Source organism: Methanolobus sp. WCC1, from assembly GCF_045690315.1.
Classification (GTDB): domain Archaea; phylum Halobacteriota; class Methanosarcinia; order Methanosarcinales; family Methanosarcinaceae; genus Methanolobus; species Methanolobus tindarius.
Genome location: NZ_CP146979.1, coordinates 2,918,084 through 2,933,748, shown reverse-complemented (window position 1 = coordinate 2,933,748; position 15,665 = coordinate 2,918,084). Strand labels below are relative to the sequence as shown.

At 39.6% G+C, this 15,665-nt stretch carries 14 protein-coding genes and 2 tRNA genes; 6 read left to right on the top strand and 10 right to left on the bottom strand.

The window, feature by feature from the left end; genetic code table 11:
- The first annotated feature begins 2 nt into the window (after positions 1-2).
- Genes V7O61_RS13940 through V7O61_RS13930 form a run of 3 tightly spaced genes read left to right on the top strand, consistent with a single transcriptional unit; the run spans position 3 to position 2,936 of the window.
- Positions 3-197, top strand: a complete 195-nt coding sequence (locus V7O61_RS13940) for a cbb3-type cytochrome oxidase assembly protein (RefSeq protein WP_407283278.1) — start codon at positions 3-5, stop codon at positions 195-197.
- The gene (locus V7O61_RS13935) at positions 194-475 is read left to right on the top strand and encodes a hypothetical protein (RefSeq protein WP_023845382.1); all 282 of its coding nucleotides are present in this window, start codon (positions 194-196) and stop codon (positions 473-475) included. The genes V7O61_RS13940 and V7O61_RS13935 overlap by 4 nt, the downstream gene beginning before the upstream one ends.
- Positions 476-488: 13 nt before the next feature.
- A complete protein-coding gene (locus tag V7O61_RS13930) occupies positions 489-2,936 on the top strand; it encodes a plasma-membrane proton-efflux P-type ATPase (RefSeq protein ID WP_288068639.1) in 2,448 nt (815 codons plus the stop codon).
- Positions 2,937-3,045: 109 nt separating this feature from the next.
- Here the strand turns inward: V7O61_RS13930 and V7O61_RS13925 are convergent, their stop codons facing one another.
- The 8 genes from V7O61_RS13925 to ilvE form a co-directional block, all read right to left on the bottom strand.
- Positions 3,046-3,219, bottom strand: a complete 174-nt coding sequence (locus tag V7O61_RS13925) for a hypothetical protein (protein ID WP_407283279.1) — start codon at positions 3,217-3,219, stop codon at positions 3,046-3,048.
- A 288-nt stretch (positions 3,220-3,507) separates the two neighbouring features.
- Positions 3,508-3,888 (bottom strand): DUF2283 domain-containing protein, encoded by a 381-nt coding sequence (locus V7O61_RS13920; RefSeq protein ID WP_023845385.1) that lies wholly within the window; start codon positions 3,886-3,888, stop codon positions 3,508-3,510.
- Position 3,889: 1 nt separating this feature from the next.
- Positions 3,890-4,201, bottom strand: a complete 312-nt coding sequence (locus V7O61_RS13915) for a hypothetical protein (protein ID WP_023845386.1) — start codon at positions 4,199-4,201, stop codon at positions 3,890-3,892.
- 278 nt (positions 4,202-4,479) lie between these two features.
- Positions 4,480-4,552 (bottom strand) — tRNA-Gln (locus tag V7O61_RS13910).
- A gap of 66 nt (positions 4,553-4,618) precedes the next feature.
- A complete protein-coding gene (locus V7O61_RS13905) occupies positions 4,619-5,710 on the bottom strand; it encodes a GTP-binding protein (RefSeq protein ID WP_023845387.1) in 1,092 nt (363 codons plus the stop codon).
- A 69-nt stretch (positions 5,711-5,779) separates the two neighbouring features.
- Positions 5,780-7,690 (bottom strand): molybdopterin biosynthesis protein, encoded by a 1,911-nt coding sequence (locus V7O61_RS13900; RefSeq protein ID WP_407283280.1) that lies wholly within the window; start codon positions 7,688-7,690, stop codon positions 5,780-5,782.
- 10 nt (positions 7,691-7,700) lie between these two features.
- On the bottom strand, positions 7,701-7,949 hold the full coding sequence (locus V7O61_RS13895; RefSeq protein ID WP_023845389.1) for a hypothetical protein: 249 nt from the start codon (positions 7,947-7,949) through the stop codon (positions 7,701-7,703).
- Between the two features lie 231 nt (positions 7,950-8,180).
- Positions 8,181-9,059, bottom strand: coding sequence for a branched-chain-amino-acid transaminase (gene ilvE, locus V7O61_RS13890; RefSeq protein WP_407283281.1), 879 nt, complete (start codon positions 9,057-9,059; stop codon positions 8,181-8,183).
- 158 nt (positions 9,060-9,217) lie between these two features.
- On the opposite strand from ilvE, the gene V7O61_RS13885 reads away from it, so the two are divergent.
- Both V7O61_RS13885 and V7O61_RS13880 read left to right on the top strand, forming a co-directional pair.
- Positions 9,218-9,292 (top strand) — tRNA-Arg (locus V7O61_RS13885).
- A 174-nt stretch (positions 9,293-9,466) separates the two neighbouring features.
- Positions 9,467-9,616, top strand: coding sequence for a hypothetical protein (locus tag V7O61_RS13880; protein ID WP_169729105.1), 150 nt, complete (start codon positions 9,467-9,469; stop codon positions 9,614-9,616).
- A 272-nt stretch (positions 9,617-9,888) separates the two neighbouring features.
- On the opposite strand, the gene V7O61_RS13875 is transcribed toward V7O61_RS13880, so the two are convergent.
- The gene (locus tag V7O61_RS13875; RefSeq protein ID WP_288068958.1) at positions 9,889-10,014 is read right to left on the bottom strand and encodes a hypothetical protein; all 126 of its coding nucleotides are present in this window, start codon (positions 10,012-10,014) and stop codon (positions 9,889-9,891) included.
- Between the two features lie 200 nt (positions 10,015-10,214).
- Here V7O61_RS13875 and V7O61_RS13870 point away from each other — a divergent pair, with 200 nt between their 5' ends.
- A complete protein-coding gene (locus tag V7O61_RS13870) occupies positions 10,215-14,213 on the top strand; it encodes a lectin like domain-containing protein (RefSeq protein WP_407283282.1) in 3,999 nt (1,332 codons plus the stop codon).
- 87 nt (positions 14,214-14,300) lie between these two features.
- Here the strand turns inward: V7O61_RS13870 and V7O61_RS13865 are convergent, their stop codons facing one another.
- Complete coding sequence (locus tag V7O61_RS13865) at positions 14,301-15,599, bottom strand: hypothetical protein (RefSeq protein ID WP_407283283.1); 1,299 nt, start codon at positions 15,597-15,599, stop codon at positions 14,301-14,303.
- Between the last annotated feature and the right edge of the window lie 66 nt (positions 15,600-15,665).

The window sequence follows — 15,665 nt, the reverse complement described above, 5'->3', positions numbered from 1 at the left end:
GTATGGATGAATATAATCTGGCAATGCTTGTGGTAGCATTTTCATTATTCCTCATTTTCCTTGGTTTTTTAATATGGGGAATTAAGACCGGTCAGTTCAGGGATATAGAAGAGGCAAAATACAGGATGCTTGAGATTGACAGGCCGGGCAGAACAGTTACTGATGAACTGAATGAAGCAAGGGGGGAGAATACATGAGTTTTACCATGGAGTACGGAGCCTATCTGAATTCTCTGGTATGGCTAACTGTTCTCATAGTGCTTTCCAGCCTGATATTAATCTGGCTGAGCGCAAAGAACAAAGACCACTACAGTCTGGAAGATGCAAATTCCCATGCAGAGGAATTTGGAGGTGTAATTGCCGAATCACATGGGCCGATTACTATTTTCCTTTATGTGGTTTATTTTATACTGTTCATATGGACAGTTGCCTATTTCATGGCACATTGGGCAGAGTTTGGAAGCATTTCAATGTGAGTGGTGAGATAGTATGAAGGAAACGGCAACCAAAGGTATAACCAACGCAAAAGATCTGAGTGTGGATGAATTATTCTCAAGGTTGAGTTCGAGTGTAAAAGGCATAAAAGATGATGAAGCACAAAAAAGGCTTCAGCAATATGGCTATAACGAACTGCTAGAAAAGAAGATAAGTCTTTTCACAAAGTTTATTGGTTATTTCTGGGGTCCGATTCCCTGGATGATAGAGATAGCAGCTTTGCTTTCGGCATTCATTCAACGCTGGGAGGATTTTGCCATAATCTCGATTTTGCTGATCCTGAATGGTGTGGTGGGTTTCTGGCAGGAGAATAAAGCAGACAATGCTATTGAGTTACTTAAAAGCAAAATGGCTCTTCAGGCAAGAGTTCTGAGAGATGGGAAATGGAAGCTCCTTCCTGCACGGGAACTTGTACCGGGGGATGTTATTCGTCTTCGCTCAGGTGATATTGTACCGGCAGATGTCAAACTCTTTGATGGTGAATATCTGCAGATAGATGAATCTGCACTGACGGGAGAATCCCTGCCTGCAGACAAAGGCACCAATGATATTGGTTTTTCAGGTTCTGTTATTCAGAAAGGGGAAATGAATGGAGTTGTATTTGCCACCGGGATGAATACCTATTTTGGAAAAACTACAAAATTACTGACAGATGTCAAAACACAGAGTCATTTCCAGAAAGCTATCATTAAGATCGGTGATTATCTCATATTCCTTGCTGCTATTCTGGTTGCTGTCGTTTTTATCGTTGCCGTTTTCCGACATGAGAGTCTTGTAGAAACGCTTCAGTTTGCTCTGGTACTTGTTGTTGCTGCCATTCCTGCAGCTTTGCCTGCGGTACTTTCAGTATCTATGGCCGTTGGTGCCACCAACCTTGCGGGGAAGGGTGCTATCGTAAGTAAGCTGGTGTCTATCGAAGAAATGGCAGGAATGGATGTTCTCTGTTCCGATAAGACCGGTACAATAACAAAGAATGAACTGACGTTATCTGAACTGACTCCATTCGGTGATTATACAACAGATGAACTTTTAATTTACAGTGCCCTTGCTTCCAGAGAGGAAGACAATGACCCAATCGACAATGCTGTCCTGAAAAAGATAGAAACTATGGATGGTCTGCGCAAAGCTACAAATGATTATAATGTACTGGATTTTAAGCCGTTTGATCCTGTTATCAAACATACGGAAGCCAGTATTGAGAGTCCTGATGGCAGAAAGTTCAAGGTTGCCAAAGGAGCACCACAGGTAATTTTTGATATGGCGGTCAACAGTGACAGTATCAGGGATGATGTGGAAGGGAAGGTAAATTCCCTCGCATCCAAAGGTTATCGTCCTCTTGCTGTTGGTATTTGTGAAGAGGATAAATGTCACTTTGCAGGACTTATTGGGTTATACGATCCACCCCATGAGGATTCTGCGCAGACCATTGATACTGCTGTATCCATGGGCGTAGACGTTAAAATGATCACAGGTGACCATGCTGCCATTGCAAAGGAAATTGCACAGCAGATTGGTATGGGTACTAATATCACTACGGCTTCGGAACTGGAAGATAAGACTGACCTTCAGGCACAGGAGGTTGTTGACAGGGCGGATGGTTTTGCGCAGGTGTTCCCGGAGCATAAGTACAGGATAGTTGAGCTCCTTCAGGATGATGGACATATAGTAGGTATGACCGGTGATGGTGTGAATGATGCTCCTGCTCTTAAAAAAGCAGATGCAGGTATTGCCGTTGCCGGAGCCACGGATGCAGCAAGGTCTGCTGCTGATATTGTGTTTACGGCTCCTGGTCTTTCAACTATTATCGATGCGATAAAAGAGAGCCGTAAGATATTCCAGCGTATGAAGAGTTATTCCATATACAGGATAGCTGAGACTGTACGTGTTTTGTTCTTCATTGCGATTTCTATTATTGCTTTTAATTTCTACCCTGTGACAGCTATCATGATTGTGTTGCTTGCACTGTTCAATGATGCACCTATTATGGCTATTGCTTATGATAATGTAAAGTATTCCAATTTCCCGGAAAAGTGGAATATCAGGGAAGTACTTAGCATGGCAACATTCCTTGGAATTATAGGTGTCATCTCATCATTTGCTATTTTCTACATAGGAATGAGTGTGCTTAATCTTAATCAGGATGTATTGCAGTCGTTTATTTTCCTGAAGCTTGCGGTTGCAGGGCATCTTACAATATTCCTTGCACGTACAAGAGGTCCTTTCTGGTCTATCAGGCCAAGCGGAATACTCTTCTGGTCAACAATCGGCACCAAATTCCTTGCAACCCTTGTTGTTGTTTATGGTTTCTACATATCACCGATAGGATGGAAACTTGCAGGCATTGTATGGTTGTATGCACTGGTGGCTTTTGTGATTACAGATGTTATAAAAGTGAGGTTGTATAGCCTGCTGGATCATAGCGGATTGATTTTTCACAGATGATAAGATAATTTCAAAAAATAGTTATATGTGACAGTAATTTGAAACACTTACTCGCTTTACAAGTATAAGTCTTTAAATGTAAAATACAGTGTAAAAAGTGCAGTGTGAATCACTGCGCCTCCAATATTGCCCAGTTTCTGGGAATAACTGCCTTTGCTTCAAATGCCCCGTCAGCCTGAAACTCCCCAAGTAGTGTGGCATCTGCTGTTATTTTAATGTCCTTTGCAGTAAGGGTTGTAATATGCTTTCCATCTTCTGTGTAAATCTCAAATTTAGTTACCATTCCCTTTCACTCCCATTGTTTGGTATTTAGTTATATATTGGCGTAGAGATTTTAAGTTTATGTTTGAACTTTTGTTTTTATGCTACTAATTACAATTTTGTATGTAGAATCGATGTTTGATAGACAAAAAAGGAGTATGGTTATGATTCCCATAACTACAAAAGGAAGATATATGGAAAAATCAATCTGAATTGACAGGGATATTACAGGTAGTAATGAGAGTGAGAAAGTAAGAACGAGGTTAAATATAATTCGTAAAGAATAACTAAAAAAGTAGTTGGTGCTGTTTCATGCAACAACAGCCAATGACCCTGAACCTTCTGGCAAGTGCATGGAATTGAGAGCAGTTGCTGCCACCACATGTGGTATTGGCCTATTTCTTTTCAAAATACCAAATGTAATCTCTACTTCAATGACATTTTCTGAAATATCAACGGTCATTTCCAGTGACTTGTAGTTCTTCATGTCGAACTTGGAGACGCCAAGCCTGTTGGAAACATCGAGAATTTCCACACCCATAATGGAATTGTCTTCAGCAACGTCTAAGATGATTCCATTTATATCTATGGATGACTTGTACTTCATTTTGCTGGAATATGCAAAAAAACTATCATTTTCCATATCATAGTCGGAAGTATCACCCTTTCTGCTTATGACCTTCTGAACCATGTTATCTTATCCTCTCTTTGGAATATTCTTTGAAGCATGTAACCAATATGAGTTTTAATGGATTTCTTTGTTTCACACTAAAGACTATACTAAGATCGTACTCTTTACTATACTCATACATTACTTTAAACTTTCCTGTAGACTGCTTTAAAATTGCAACAGGAGTATTTCTATTTATGAACACATATAGGTTCTCAATACCCATGCGGAGACGAACTCTGTCTCTGTCAATAAAATGATCAGATTCCTCAATATCATCTATTTTGATTTCCGACAGGATTTTTCCGAAAGTATAGATATCCATGTCTTTCATGTTTGAAGGGGGAGTTTATCATCACTCTTTTGTTTCGTTTTCTCTATGATCTAGTTCCTCATTCTCACTGATACGGTTTGTAAGAATTAACTTTGTTCAACAGGATATCCACCAACATTGTTTGCAACGTTCATTACTCTTACTGTTCCAACTTATTGCATTTTAAGCTTGTCATTTGTCATTCTGAAAAGGGTTCTTGGGGTGAAACATGACTGGGCAAAGGAATGTCTCGTCAATTGAAACAATACTCGAAAAATTGGGATATTATAAGTAAAAGATAGTCCCGCCCGAATTCGAATCGGAGTCTTCGGCTCCAAAGGCCGAAAGGATTGACCGCTACCCTACGGGACTACAATGTTCAGCACAATAAATGCATAATAATACTTATTTGTTATGCAGGCAAGGGATTTAAGTTTATTATTTGGCAATGATAAGTGTAAGCAAATCCTTGTCCTCAAGCACATGGTCAAGACCGGCTCGCTGTCCTGGGTGCTTCGCGGAAGTTCCCCATACCTGTGAATATCTGAACTTTCTTCTGAAATCACGGTGCAGGTGGTCACATATATCTCCTACGGTAACTCCTTTCCTGACAATAAGCGGTTCTTCCATGTCAGCAGGTCCGCCCTGAGGTTTCAGGTAGATGCGTATGAAATCAAGAGCACCATAAATCAGTTCTTTCACAGCTTCAAGGTTCTGGCCTTCATTAGCAGAAATGTATGTAGCATCAGGATAATCTTCCTTGCATTTCTTTAGCACATACTCATCAGCCATATCTACTTTATTCACAACGGTAACCGCAGGGATGTACACCCTGTTACCCATGACCGCATCAATAAGCTGGTCAACATTAATATTGTCCCTTATAAGCACATGAGCGTTGTGAATCTTATAATCATTCAGTACAGCCTTAATCAAATCTTCTGAAATATCAAGATCCATGGTACTGCTAACAGTAATTCCACCACGGTCCTGTCTTTTAATAACAACATCAGGTGACTTCTGGTTAAGACGAATGCCTGCATCATACAATTCCTGTGTAAGGACATCGTGGTGATAGTTCTGGAAAACATCAAGAATAAAGACAACAAGGTCACAGTTTCTCACAACTGAGATAACTTCTCTTCCACGACCTCTTCCACTTGCTGCACCCTTAACAAGTCCTGGTACATCAAGAATCTGGATAGTTGCATTATTGTATTCAAGCACACCGGGAATAACATCAAGGGTAGTAAACTCATAAGCACCGACTTCAGATTCAGCTCCGGTAAGCTGGTTGAGCAAAGTGGATTTTCCCACAGAAGGAAAACCTACAAGTGTCACTGTGGCGTCTCCAGATTTCCTGACGGAATATCCTTCACTGCCACCCTTACTTGAAGCTTTTTTGACAACTTCATCACGCAGACGTGCAAGTTTAGACTTCAATCTCCCAATGTGATGTGATGTCGCTTTGTTGTAGGGAGTTTTCCTGATCTCCTCTTCAACTTCCTGTATATCCTCGTGTAATCCCATTTGCAACCTACCATAACGTCAAAATAAAAAAGATTTTCCTGATTTTTGAATTTTGAATATGACTTAACGTCAGAAGGAGGATATTATACTACCGGTCATTTCATAAGTACTGATTCCCGGAGGCAGCCTCTTTGAAAACTCCTCTGAACGCAATACTGCAAGGAACTTCTGTATTTCCTCTATTTCCAGAAGGTCTTTTCTTATCACAAAATCAAACTCTTCCTCAGCCAGTGGAATAAACTCAAGACCAGCTTCTTCTGCAGCAGCCTTTATGCCAAATCCAATATCGACTCTGCCGTTTTTTACGGCATCACATACTGATCTGTGGCTTTTGGATCCTGAATTATATCCTTTCAGGCTCTTTATCACCTCAGTTTTTGAGATTCCCTTTCCTTCGGCCAGCAGACTAATTTCCCTGTCAAGAAGCGCTCTTGTGCCGGAGCCTCTGTTCCTGTTAATAATATGGAGATTGATTATATCTTCAAGACCATAGACGTGAGTATCCGGTGAGAATATAAGCCCCTGCTCGCGCCTGTATCCTTTTACAAGCACCACGTCCTCAAGATTCATTCTCTTCAGGACAGATGAGTTGTAATTGCCATCTGCATCAACCATGTTGACACATGCGATATCTGCAACACCGCCTGACATTGCTGTAAAACCTGCACTTGACCCCATATTCAGTGTTCTGAAATTAAGTCCTGTCATCTCTTCAAGCAGGTCAACTCCAGGACACTGGCCGCCAACAAGCATCAAGTCCGGACTTGTGACGTTACCGAACATTGTAACTTCAACTTCTGAACCGGGTTCAATATATTCGGTGTGTGCTCTAATCTCTATTATCCCGTCTGCATCTGACAGTGTAGTAATTGCTCCTGATGTTTTATCCGCAGGATAAACTTTGCCACGGACAACACCCACAGGGAAAAGTTCCTCCCTGCCGCCGGAACGTATTCCAGTTCCCATAATAGCAGTTACTTTTGTTTTAAAAGATGGCTTAACACCAAGTGAATTGTAAATTATCGGTGCAACAAATTCATTAAATATACTTAGGGCAGATGTAGGATTTCCCGGAAGTCCGATTGTAGGGACATTATTTATCATGCCGATAACCACAGGTTTTCCCGGTTTGATAGCAATTCCGTGTGTAAGAGTCTCTCCCTTTTCCTCAATGATCATGTACATGATGTCGCCTGCACCGGCGGAAGTACTTCCTGATGTAAGTACAATATCACATTCTGCTATTGCTCTGTCAAGGGCTTCTTCCATGAGTTTCTCATCATCACGTACGATTCCATATATTCGTGGAGTTGCGCCGCATTCCTCGATTCCGGCAGAAATTGCGTATGAATTAGCATCGTATATTTTACTGGTTCCCAACTCTTCCCCTGGTCTTATAAGTTCGCTACCGGTTGAAATTATTCCAACAACCAGTTCTTTAACCGGAACTTTATCCATGCCGATTGATGCCAGAACACCAATTTCACGGGAACCAATGCGTGTATTTTTCCTCAGGATCCTCTCGCCTTTCATTATGTCAGTTCCTGCACGCATTATATTCTCGTTAATGTGCACCGGCTGGTAGATAAGAAGTGAGTCTCCGGTTTGTTTTGTGCTTTCAACCATTACAACAGCATCAGCACCATCGGGGATTGGAGCACCTGTGGATATTTCGACTGCCTCACCGTCATCAACAAAAAAGCTGTCTTCACATCCCGCAGGTATTGAGCCTGTAACTTTAAGTTCAATAGGCTCTGGTTCACTTGCCTGATATGTGTCTTTTGCCCTGACAGCATAGCCGTCTTTTACAGAGCGGTTGAATGCAGGCACATCAAGTCCTGAAAGCATATCTTCTGCAATTATGCGTCCCGCAGCTTCCTCAATAGGTAAAACAGTAATTTGTGGTTGAACTTTAATGCTTTCAACCAAATCTCTTGCATCCTCTACGGATGTCAGTTCTCTGAATTCTTTCCTTTCCATTCTGGTCGGTCTACTCTTCGTCTATATACTCAATAAGCTTTTTGTTAAGCCTGAATACTCTTGAAGCTACATACCATAGTCCCATCAGGTACACTATCCATGTTGCAATGGAAATCCATTTGAGACTTCCTGTATCATCAAGCGCTTCAAAAGTGATGACAAGGGTAACAGGCATCAAAAGTAATATGGCCAACACTGAATCGTTCAGATATTTCAGGTTTTCCAGAACAATTTTATCTCTTTTTCCCTCTTCTACCATTTAATGACCTCTCTGCTGGACTAAAATCCCTCAATCTTTGTTAAATTCTCAATAAGAGCTCAATTATTATTGTAATTATATATTACAGGACTTATGCCTAATTAATGTTTTTGAGACATTTACTTTTATTCTGGATTTACAGAGCATAAGCTGGCAGAAAATAAAAGTGCTAAAGGAAAAAAGAGAATGAAGAACTATGTCTTCATTTTAGAGTCTATTTGTGCCTGATATTCAGGGATTAATCGGTGTGCCGGTGGTCGTTGTTACCTTTTCAAAGGCTGCAACCATCTTCTTTGTGATTGGGCCTGGCTTTCCATCACCTATAGGACGACCATCTACCTTCACAAGAGGCGCGGCTTCCGCTGCGGTTCCTGTAACGAAAATCTCGTCTGCGGTGTAGAGGTCAAACATTCCAAGGTTCTCAACGTGGGTATCAATTCCCATGTCGGCAAGAAGCTCAATGGCTGTTGCCCTGGTGATTCCTTTCAGGTTGTTGATTGTCGGTGGTGTGTAAACCTTGCCGTTCTTGATGATGAATATGTTGTCTCCTGAACCTTCTGAGAGGTAACCATTCTGATCGAAAAAGATTGCTTCATCTCCGCCTTTCTCGTTTGCCTCTATCTTCGCAAGGATGTTGTTCAGGTAGTTGAGTGACTTGATGTTTGGTGACAGTGCATCACAGGAATTCCTTCTGACTGATACGGTAACACCGGTAAGACCAACTTCATAGAGGTCGCCATACATTGCTCCCCATTCCTGTGAGATGATGTAGATGTTTGGTTTTGGACATTTCTTTGGGTCAAGTCCAAGGTCACCAACACCTCTTGAAACAATAGGTCTGATATATGCGTCTGTCAGGTTGTTTTTCCTGAGTGTCTCCAGAATAGCCTCTTCCATCTCTTCCCTGGAAAGTGGTATTTCAAGGGCAATTGCCTTTGCGGAATCGTAGAGTCTGTCAACATGTTCGCGTAATTTGAAAACACGTCCATTGTATGCTCTGATTCCCTCAAATACACCATCTCCATACAAAAATCCATGGTCATAGACGGAGGTTGTGGCCTGTGATTTAGGGACAAAGTCACCGTTGTAATAAATCAATAATTCACTCATTGTAAAGCCTCAGTATAATAATAGTTGCTAGTGTTCAGGTTAAACTATTATTTATTTTTATTCACCTGAACCTGCGTTACTAATTCTCAAAGTGGCCATGGTCTGACAAAAGTGTTTTATACTAAAAAACCTATTTGCAATCCCAGTCAATGCTTAGCGGTCCCGTGGCTTAGCCAGGATATAGCATCGGGCTTCTAACCCGAGGGTCAGGGGTTCAAATCCCTTCGGGATCGCTTTTCTTCTTTTTCATATCTTTAACTTTATGTTGATTAGTTTCTGGTTCCTCCCAGATGAACTATTTAGAAATATATATTAATCATAGCTCTGCAATTATTATTGTGCAACTATTATATAATAGTCGTACTATTATTGTCATTTGTTATTATCATGTAATTCTTGGTGAGACAATGAGCATTTTGATGGAAACAAACGACTACAGGAAAAGTGAACCTTCCCGTATTATGGATGACGATGAAGATTACAGGCCTATTCTGCAAGGAGTAATTAATACCCGCTGCAATTATGATGGCGGCAAGATTGAAGGAATTCTTGACTAAGCAAAATCAGCTTTTCTTCTTTTTCAGATGACTGTCTTTTGGAAAAAAGACATTAAAGAAAAGTATGGGCGCCGGTGAACCAATTAGACGCCCCGTTCGTACACCAATACGTTTTTCAGAAATGTTTTAGGAAGGCACTACTTGAGTAACATGTTACTCGGAGCATACTAGTTCAGTCTCGTATTTAGTTCTAGGCAAAAGAATCTATATAGGCACATGGGCTGGTAAATATGTCTCCGAAAAAGAAGTAACACAATAAATAAAAAAGAGATTCAGTCATTAAGACCGAGGATGTTTCTTTTATCCTTCTTTTTCTCGTCTTTTTTCTCTTTTTTGCTGGTCTTTACAAACTCATTGACTTCCTTGAGTCTGTGCATATTTGTTTCATCTTTTCCCATGTTTACTTTCCTTTTTTTAGCACTTGAATTTAGTATATTGTTATGTATGTATACATGTTTACATGCAAAAACCCTTTTCCTTTCACTTTTTGATATTAATCAACTAGTTTCGAACCATACTCTATTTATAATATTTATTTTTATATTATATGTTTCACATTACTTTTCAGAAATAAAGAGGGTATAAAATGAGAAAAAACATGAGATATTATAAATTTTTATTCAAGATCAGTCTTATTATTTTACTTACAGTTTCTTTTCTAAGTTCTGCAGGTGCAGAGTCAGGTGAGGATGAACTCAATATCACATCAGAAGGATCTGAACTTGGAATGGCGCCTGTCAATCCTGCTTTCATTGAGTATCAGGAGGAATTGGAGCAGAAGAGCATAGATTCTGATAATAATACAAATGGAACCCTCTCTATTCTGGATTTTTCCAGTGAATTATCAGGTTCACTATCTGCTGAGAATCTCAGTTCCCTGTTATCTTTCAATAACACCGGATTTAAGGAAGAAATGCTTCGTCCAACCGGACTTATACCCTCTCCTGTCGATCTTTCTCATTTGTCCCCTGTGAGCATTGAAGACCTGCTCATGGATGATTCAATATCAATTTCAGAAATGGAAATCATGGGCTCAGAAGTATATCCATCCAGATATGATCTCCGTGATGAAAATGGTGTTACAGCTGTAAGGGACCAGGCCCAGGCCGGAAGCTGCTGGACGCATTCCGCAACAGCATCCCTTGAATCCTTCCTTCTTCACAACAGATCAGAAACCTGGGATTTTTCAGAGAATAACATAAAGAACACTTTAGTGTACAGCAATATTGATGGATATGACCGTACACATGATGATGGTGGTTTTGATCTTTACGATGCTGCTTATTATTCTAGATGGAGTGGTCCTGTGGTGGAATCAGATGATCCTTACAATGATCTCTCAGGCTCGTCTCCTGACAATCTTTCAGTGGCAAAACATGTTCAGGAGATTATGATCCTTCCTGGCTTTGAAGGCACTGACCCTCTTTACAAATGGATGCTTACACACTATGGAGCTATATCAGTAGGCATAATGCAAAGCAGTACTTATTTTGATTCCAATAATAACAGCTACTATTATAATGGTTCAATAGAATACGCAAACCACGCCGTGACTCTGGTTGGCTGGGATGACAATTATTCCGCTCAGAATTTCACTCCCACAGCTCCTGGAAACGGAGCGTTCATCATCAAGAATTCCTGGGGCACAAATTGGGGAGAGGATGGATACTACTATGTATCATATTATGATTCAGTAATGGGAAATAATGAAGGAATATGGGGGACCGGTACCAAACCCTATGTTGGGAATTTCCTTTACACTGCGGAGAATGTGAGTAATTACGACAGTATTTACCAGTATGACGAGCTTGGATGGGTTAGTTGTGTAGGTTACTATGATAGCACTGCCTTAGGTGCTAATGTTTTCACAGCAAGTTCAAATGAAACTCTTGAAGCTGTGAGTTTCTACACTGTAGATTCTAATTCTTTCTACAATATATCCATATACCTGGATCCGGAGTCTGGTCCTGTTAATAGTTCTGGTCCGGTTTCAGTGCAGAATGGAACAATTGCAATTGCAGGATATCATACTATCAATCTCGATACGAATGTTTCACTTAATACAGGGCAGAATTTCTCAGTTGTTGTAGAATTCACGACGCCAAATTATGATTATCCAATAGCTATTGAACAAGTATTATCCGGTTATAGTGACAATGCTCATGCAGAATCCGGACAGAGCTTTGTAAGTTCCAATGGCAGTCAGTGGACTGACATATCCGAACAGAATGCAAATGTATGTATCAAAGCATTCACTACAGAAAAAAAAGTTCCTGAGGCTTTATTTGTTGCCGGCACAAGATACGTTCACGTTAACGAGACTGTAGATTTCCATGATGCAAGTATTTTCTCACCGGACAGCTGGGAATGGGACTTTGGGGATAATTCTACATCGTCATTCCAGAACCCACTGCATTCTTATTCTGATGCGGGTGTTTATAATGTCTCGCTAAATGCATCTAACTCTTTTGGAAATAACATTTCCACAAGAACTTCTTTCATCCATGTTCTCAACTCAACAATTGTTGTCAATAGCAGTGGAAGCGCCGATTTTACAACAATTAATGCTGCACTAGTTGCTGCATCTGATGGTGATACTATTGTTTTAGAACCAGGGGCATACTCTGAAAACCTTTTTTTCAAAAATGATAATATCAGCCTGATTTCATCTACAGGTAATCCTGAAGATGTCACAATCGTTTCACCAGATTCAACTGATATTGCAATTTATATCAGAGCAGATGGAATCACAATTTCCGATGTAACCGTTATGAATTCTTACATTGGAATTGGCACTGATTTATCAAGCGGATGCAATATAGATAATTGCTATACATCCGAAAATATATATGGAATATATATCTCAAAGTCTCATGTAAATAATATTTCAAATTGTACATCTAATGAGAACACATACGGATTACGTTTATCTGAGTCAGTGAACAATGTTCTTAACAATAATTCTATGAATAACAACACCTACAATTCATTTTTTGATTCACATGTTAATGTTGTAGAAACGAACAATCTGGTTGATGGAAAAGCAATATATTATCTTGTGAACAGCTCTGATCAGGTGATAGATGCCAGTTCCAATGCCGGTCTTGTTCACCTGCTTAATTGTTCTAACATAACCATAGAAAATATTGAAACAGGGAATGCATATTGTGGATTTTATCTTTATGATAACAACAATGTGAGTCTCGATAATTGTACGGCCGTTGACAATCAATGTGGTGTTTATCTTGCTTCTTCAGATGACAACACAATATATAGTTTCAATTCAACAGGGGCTACTATCTATGGATTATACTTGTACGATAGCAGCAATGTGATTATTGAAAAATCCACAACCACTGATAACCAATATGGTATTTATCATTCTTGTTCAGATAACAACACAATATCCAGTTGCAACACAACAAGGACCACTTATCATGGATTATACTTATACGACAGCAGCAATGTAGTTGTTGAAGATTGTACAAGCACTGATAATCGATATGGATTCTATTTGTCTTCTTCTGACAACAATACAATTAATAACTGCAATATAACCACTAATTCCAATGGTGGTATTTTCTTATTGGGATGCAGTAATAACTTGATCTATAACAACTATTTCAATAACAGCAACAATGCCTATGTTTTAGGAGGAAGTTCCAACGATTGGAACATCACAAGAACATCAGGAACTAATATCATCAACGGAAGCTACCTTGGTGGAAACTTCTGGGCAACCCCCGCTGGAACTGGTTGGAGCCAGACAGAATATTCCGTAGGAAATGGTTTCTGCACTGCGTATGAGATTACAGATGATGGAAACAATACTGATTATCTTCCATTGACCTTGAATAGTGTTCAACCAACGGTTTCAGATGACGAATCCGTTCAAAACAGTAATGATGGAATTCACTTAAAAATAGCTACAAGCAGTTCATCTTTGTCAAATATCGTTGCAACAGATTCAAGCGTACGTTTTGTTGGAAGAGATTCCGAGATAAAGTATGTGTTCACAGAAGGCTCCACTCCGGTAAATGAAATAAGTTTTGAGTCTGAGATTAATGAAGGTTATGTAATGGCAAGTGTCAGTCTTCTTGATGGGTTACCGGAAAGTTCTCCTGCACCGGCATCGGTAACAGTTTATCAGGGAATGGAAATAATTCTTGGCAATGAGGAGTTTTCATCTGGTATAGCTGATGCAAAGATATCCTTCTCAGTATCAAAAGAGTGGCTTGAATCTAATGGATTTGATGAATGGGATATCCATATGGAACATTTCTCAGATGATGTCTGGAACAAACTTCCAACCGTTATAACAGGGGAAAATGAAAATAATTTCTACTTTGAAGCAAAGACAACAGGATTTTCACCATTTATGATATGTGCCGAAGTTTCAGGAGAAAGTCCTGTGAATGCGGGTTCTTCGATGGGAAATGTTGCCTCAGACAGTGCGGATCCAGGGACTACCATAACGAATAAGCCCCAAGACATGGAATCTTCCGGTGAGAGTCCGCTCAGTTCATTGATGGCTTTGTCCGGTTTGGTAATTGTCACAATTCTGGCATCAGTTCACAGGTTGAAGAAATCAAAATGACATCTTGATTTCTTTTTATCCTGAATCAACAGTACGTATGTCGAATGAATGGTAAATAAAAATAGAAATAAACAGGATTGAATTCATTCATTCATTGTACTTAATCTCAGTTTCTTCCCCAAATATCTCTCTTATATTTGACAGAAGATCTGATTTTTTAATTTCAATTTCTTCTTTAAGGTTAAATACGTGCTTGCTCTCAGAATCGATATCATCATTCACATCTTTTATAGTCTGGTTGTATTTCTCCATCACCTTCTCGATATCTTCTTTTTCCTGGTAGATGCTAAGACTGTTCAGCTCCTCAAGAAGTTCATCTTTCTCTTCAAGATGCTCTTTCCTGTGTTCAACAAGTGATGATATTACTGACCTGTCACTTAGAACTTCTATCTGTTTGAGGGCTTTCTCACACATCTGTTCTTTCAGTCCGAGTTCGCCACTCTCTATTCTGTTTGTAAGTTCGGAAAGGAAAGGATCGATATTCTTTTCAATTGCATTAGCAGGCTCTTCTTTTATTGACTTTAGCATTGCCCTGTTGTCAGGTGAAAGCACACATTTTTCATTATTGTCCTGTTTCTCCATTCTTGAAAGTGCTTTGGAAAGAGGTGTAAATAATCTCTTTGCTTCTGCTTCAATATCAGTGATTTCTAATTCAACTGTTTTTATCTCACTTTTCAGTTGTTTTGCTTTTTCAAATTCTTCACTGTTCACCAGTTCTGCAAGCCTTGAATCTGCTTTTACAACTTTTTCTTTTGAAGCATCATATCTGGAATGCATTTCCTGAATCTTTTTGGCGCTGTTGTCCATTTCCTCTTCTATTTTTTTTATATTTTCAATCTCTGATGCAATTTGTTCCAGGCTTTCAACTCTTTTAATTCCCTGCGTAATTGAGGAGTAGAGTTCATCAAGAGAATCCTCAAGTTCAGCAAGACCCTGATTAATTTTCTGGTGTTCCCGGGGGTAAAGAGCTTTGATATACATCAGGCTGCGACTTGTATTATCAAGGACAGTTTTAAGTAGTGATTTTGATTCTTTGAAAAATTCCGAGGCTGTAATAGGGGATGTATCTTCAGGAACCTTCAGTTTGTCGTGAATGAGATTCAGGTTGTTGACAACATTATCCCTGTTAGAATCTCCCAGTTTTTCTCCACGTTTGCTGACATTTTCAATAGGTTCAGCAGACAGTAAATCTTCCTTTAATTTTTCAAGTTCACTTAGTGAAGCTCTGATTGACCTGTACCTTTCTCCTACAACAGGTTTGAGTTCCTCTATCTGTTTTTCAGATTCCTCTGTCACAATTGCGGCAAGTTCCCTGAACTCAAAAACAGCTGAATGAGATTCTTCTTTTTCCTGCTTTTTTCCAAAAAGCCTTTCAATGAATTTCATCTCTTCATACAGAAAAGGTAATGCAACTTTAAAAGTTTATTGGACATTAATTAATTGCAAAAAATA

Excerpts from the sequence above, each read along its gene's own strand:
- V7O61_RS13940 (WP_407283278.1), top strand. The coding sequence starts at position 3 with ATGGATGAATATAATCTGGCAATGCTTGTGGTAGCATTTTCATTATTC.
- V7O61_RS13935 (WP_023845382.1), top strand. The coding sequence starts at position 194 with ATGAGTTTTACCATGGAGTACGGAGCCTATCTGAATTCTCTGGTATGG.
- V7O61_RS13930 (WP_288068639.1), top strand. The coding sequence starts at position 489 with ATGAAGGAAACGGCAACCAAAGGTATAACCAACGCAAAAGATCTGAGT.
- V7O61_RS13925 (WP_407283279.1), bottom strand. The coding sequence starts at position 3,219 with ATGGTAACTAAATTTGAGATTTACACAGAAGATGGAAAGCATATTACA.
- V7O61_RS13920 (WP_023845385.1), bottom strand. The coding sequence starts at position 3,888 with ATGGTTCAGAAGGTCATAAGCAGAAAGGGTGATACTTCCGACTATGAT.
- V7O61_RS13915 (WP_023845386.1), bottom strand. The coding sequence starts at position 4,201 with ATGAAAGACATGGATATCTATACTTTCGGAAAAATCCTGTCGGAAATC.
- V7O61_RS13905 (WP_023845387.1), bottom strand. The coding sequence starts at position 5,710 with ATGGGATTACACGAGGATATACAGGAAGTTGAAGAGGAGATCAGGAAA.
- V7O61_RS13900 (WP_407283280.1), bottom strand. The coding sequence starts at position 7,690 with ATGGAAAGGAAAGAATTCAGAGAACTGACATCCGTAGAGGATGCAAGA.
- V7O61_RS13895 (WP_023845389.1), bottom strand. The coding sequence starts at position 7,949 with ATGGTAGAAGAGGGAAAAAGAGATAAAATTGTTCTGGAAAACCTGAAA.
- ilvE (WP_407283281.1), bottom strand. The coding sequence starts at position 9,059 with ATGAGTGAATTATTGATTTATTACAACGGTGACTTTGTCCCTAAATCA.
- V7O61_RS13880 (WP_169729105.1), top strand. The coding sequence starts at position 9,467 with ATGAGCATTTTGATGGAAACAAACGACTACAGGAAAAGTGAACCTTCC.
- V7O61_RS13875 (WP_288068958.1), bottom strand. The coding sequence starts at position 10,014 with ATGGGAAAAGATGAAACAAATATGCACAGACTCAAGGAAGTCAATGAG.
- V7O61_RS13870 (WP_407283282.1), top strand. The coding sequence starts at position 10,215 with ATGAGATATTATAAATTTTTATTCAAGATCAGTCTTATTATTTTACTT.
- V7O61_RS13865 (WP_407283283.1), bottom strand. The coding sequence starts at position 15,599 with ATGAAATTCATTGAAAGGCTTTTTGGAAAAAAGCAGGAAAAAGAAGAA.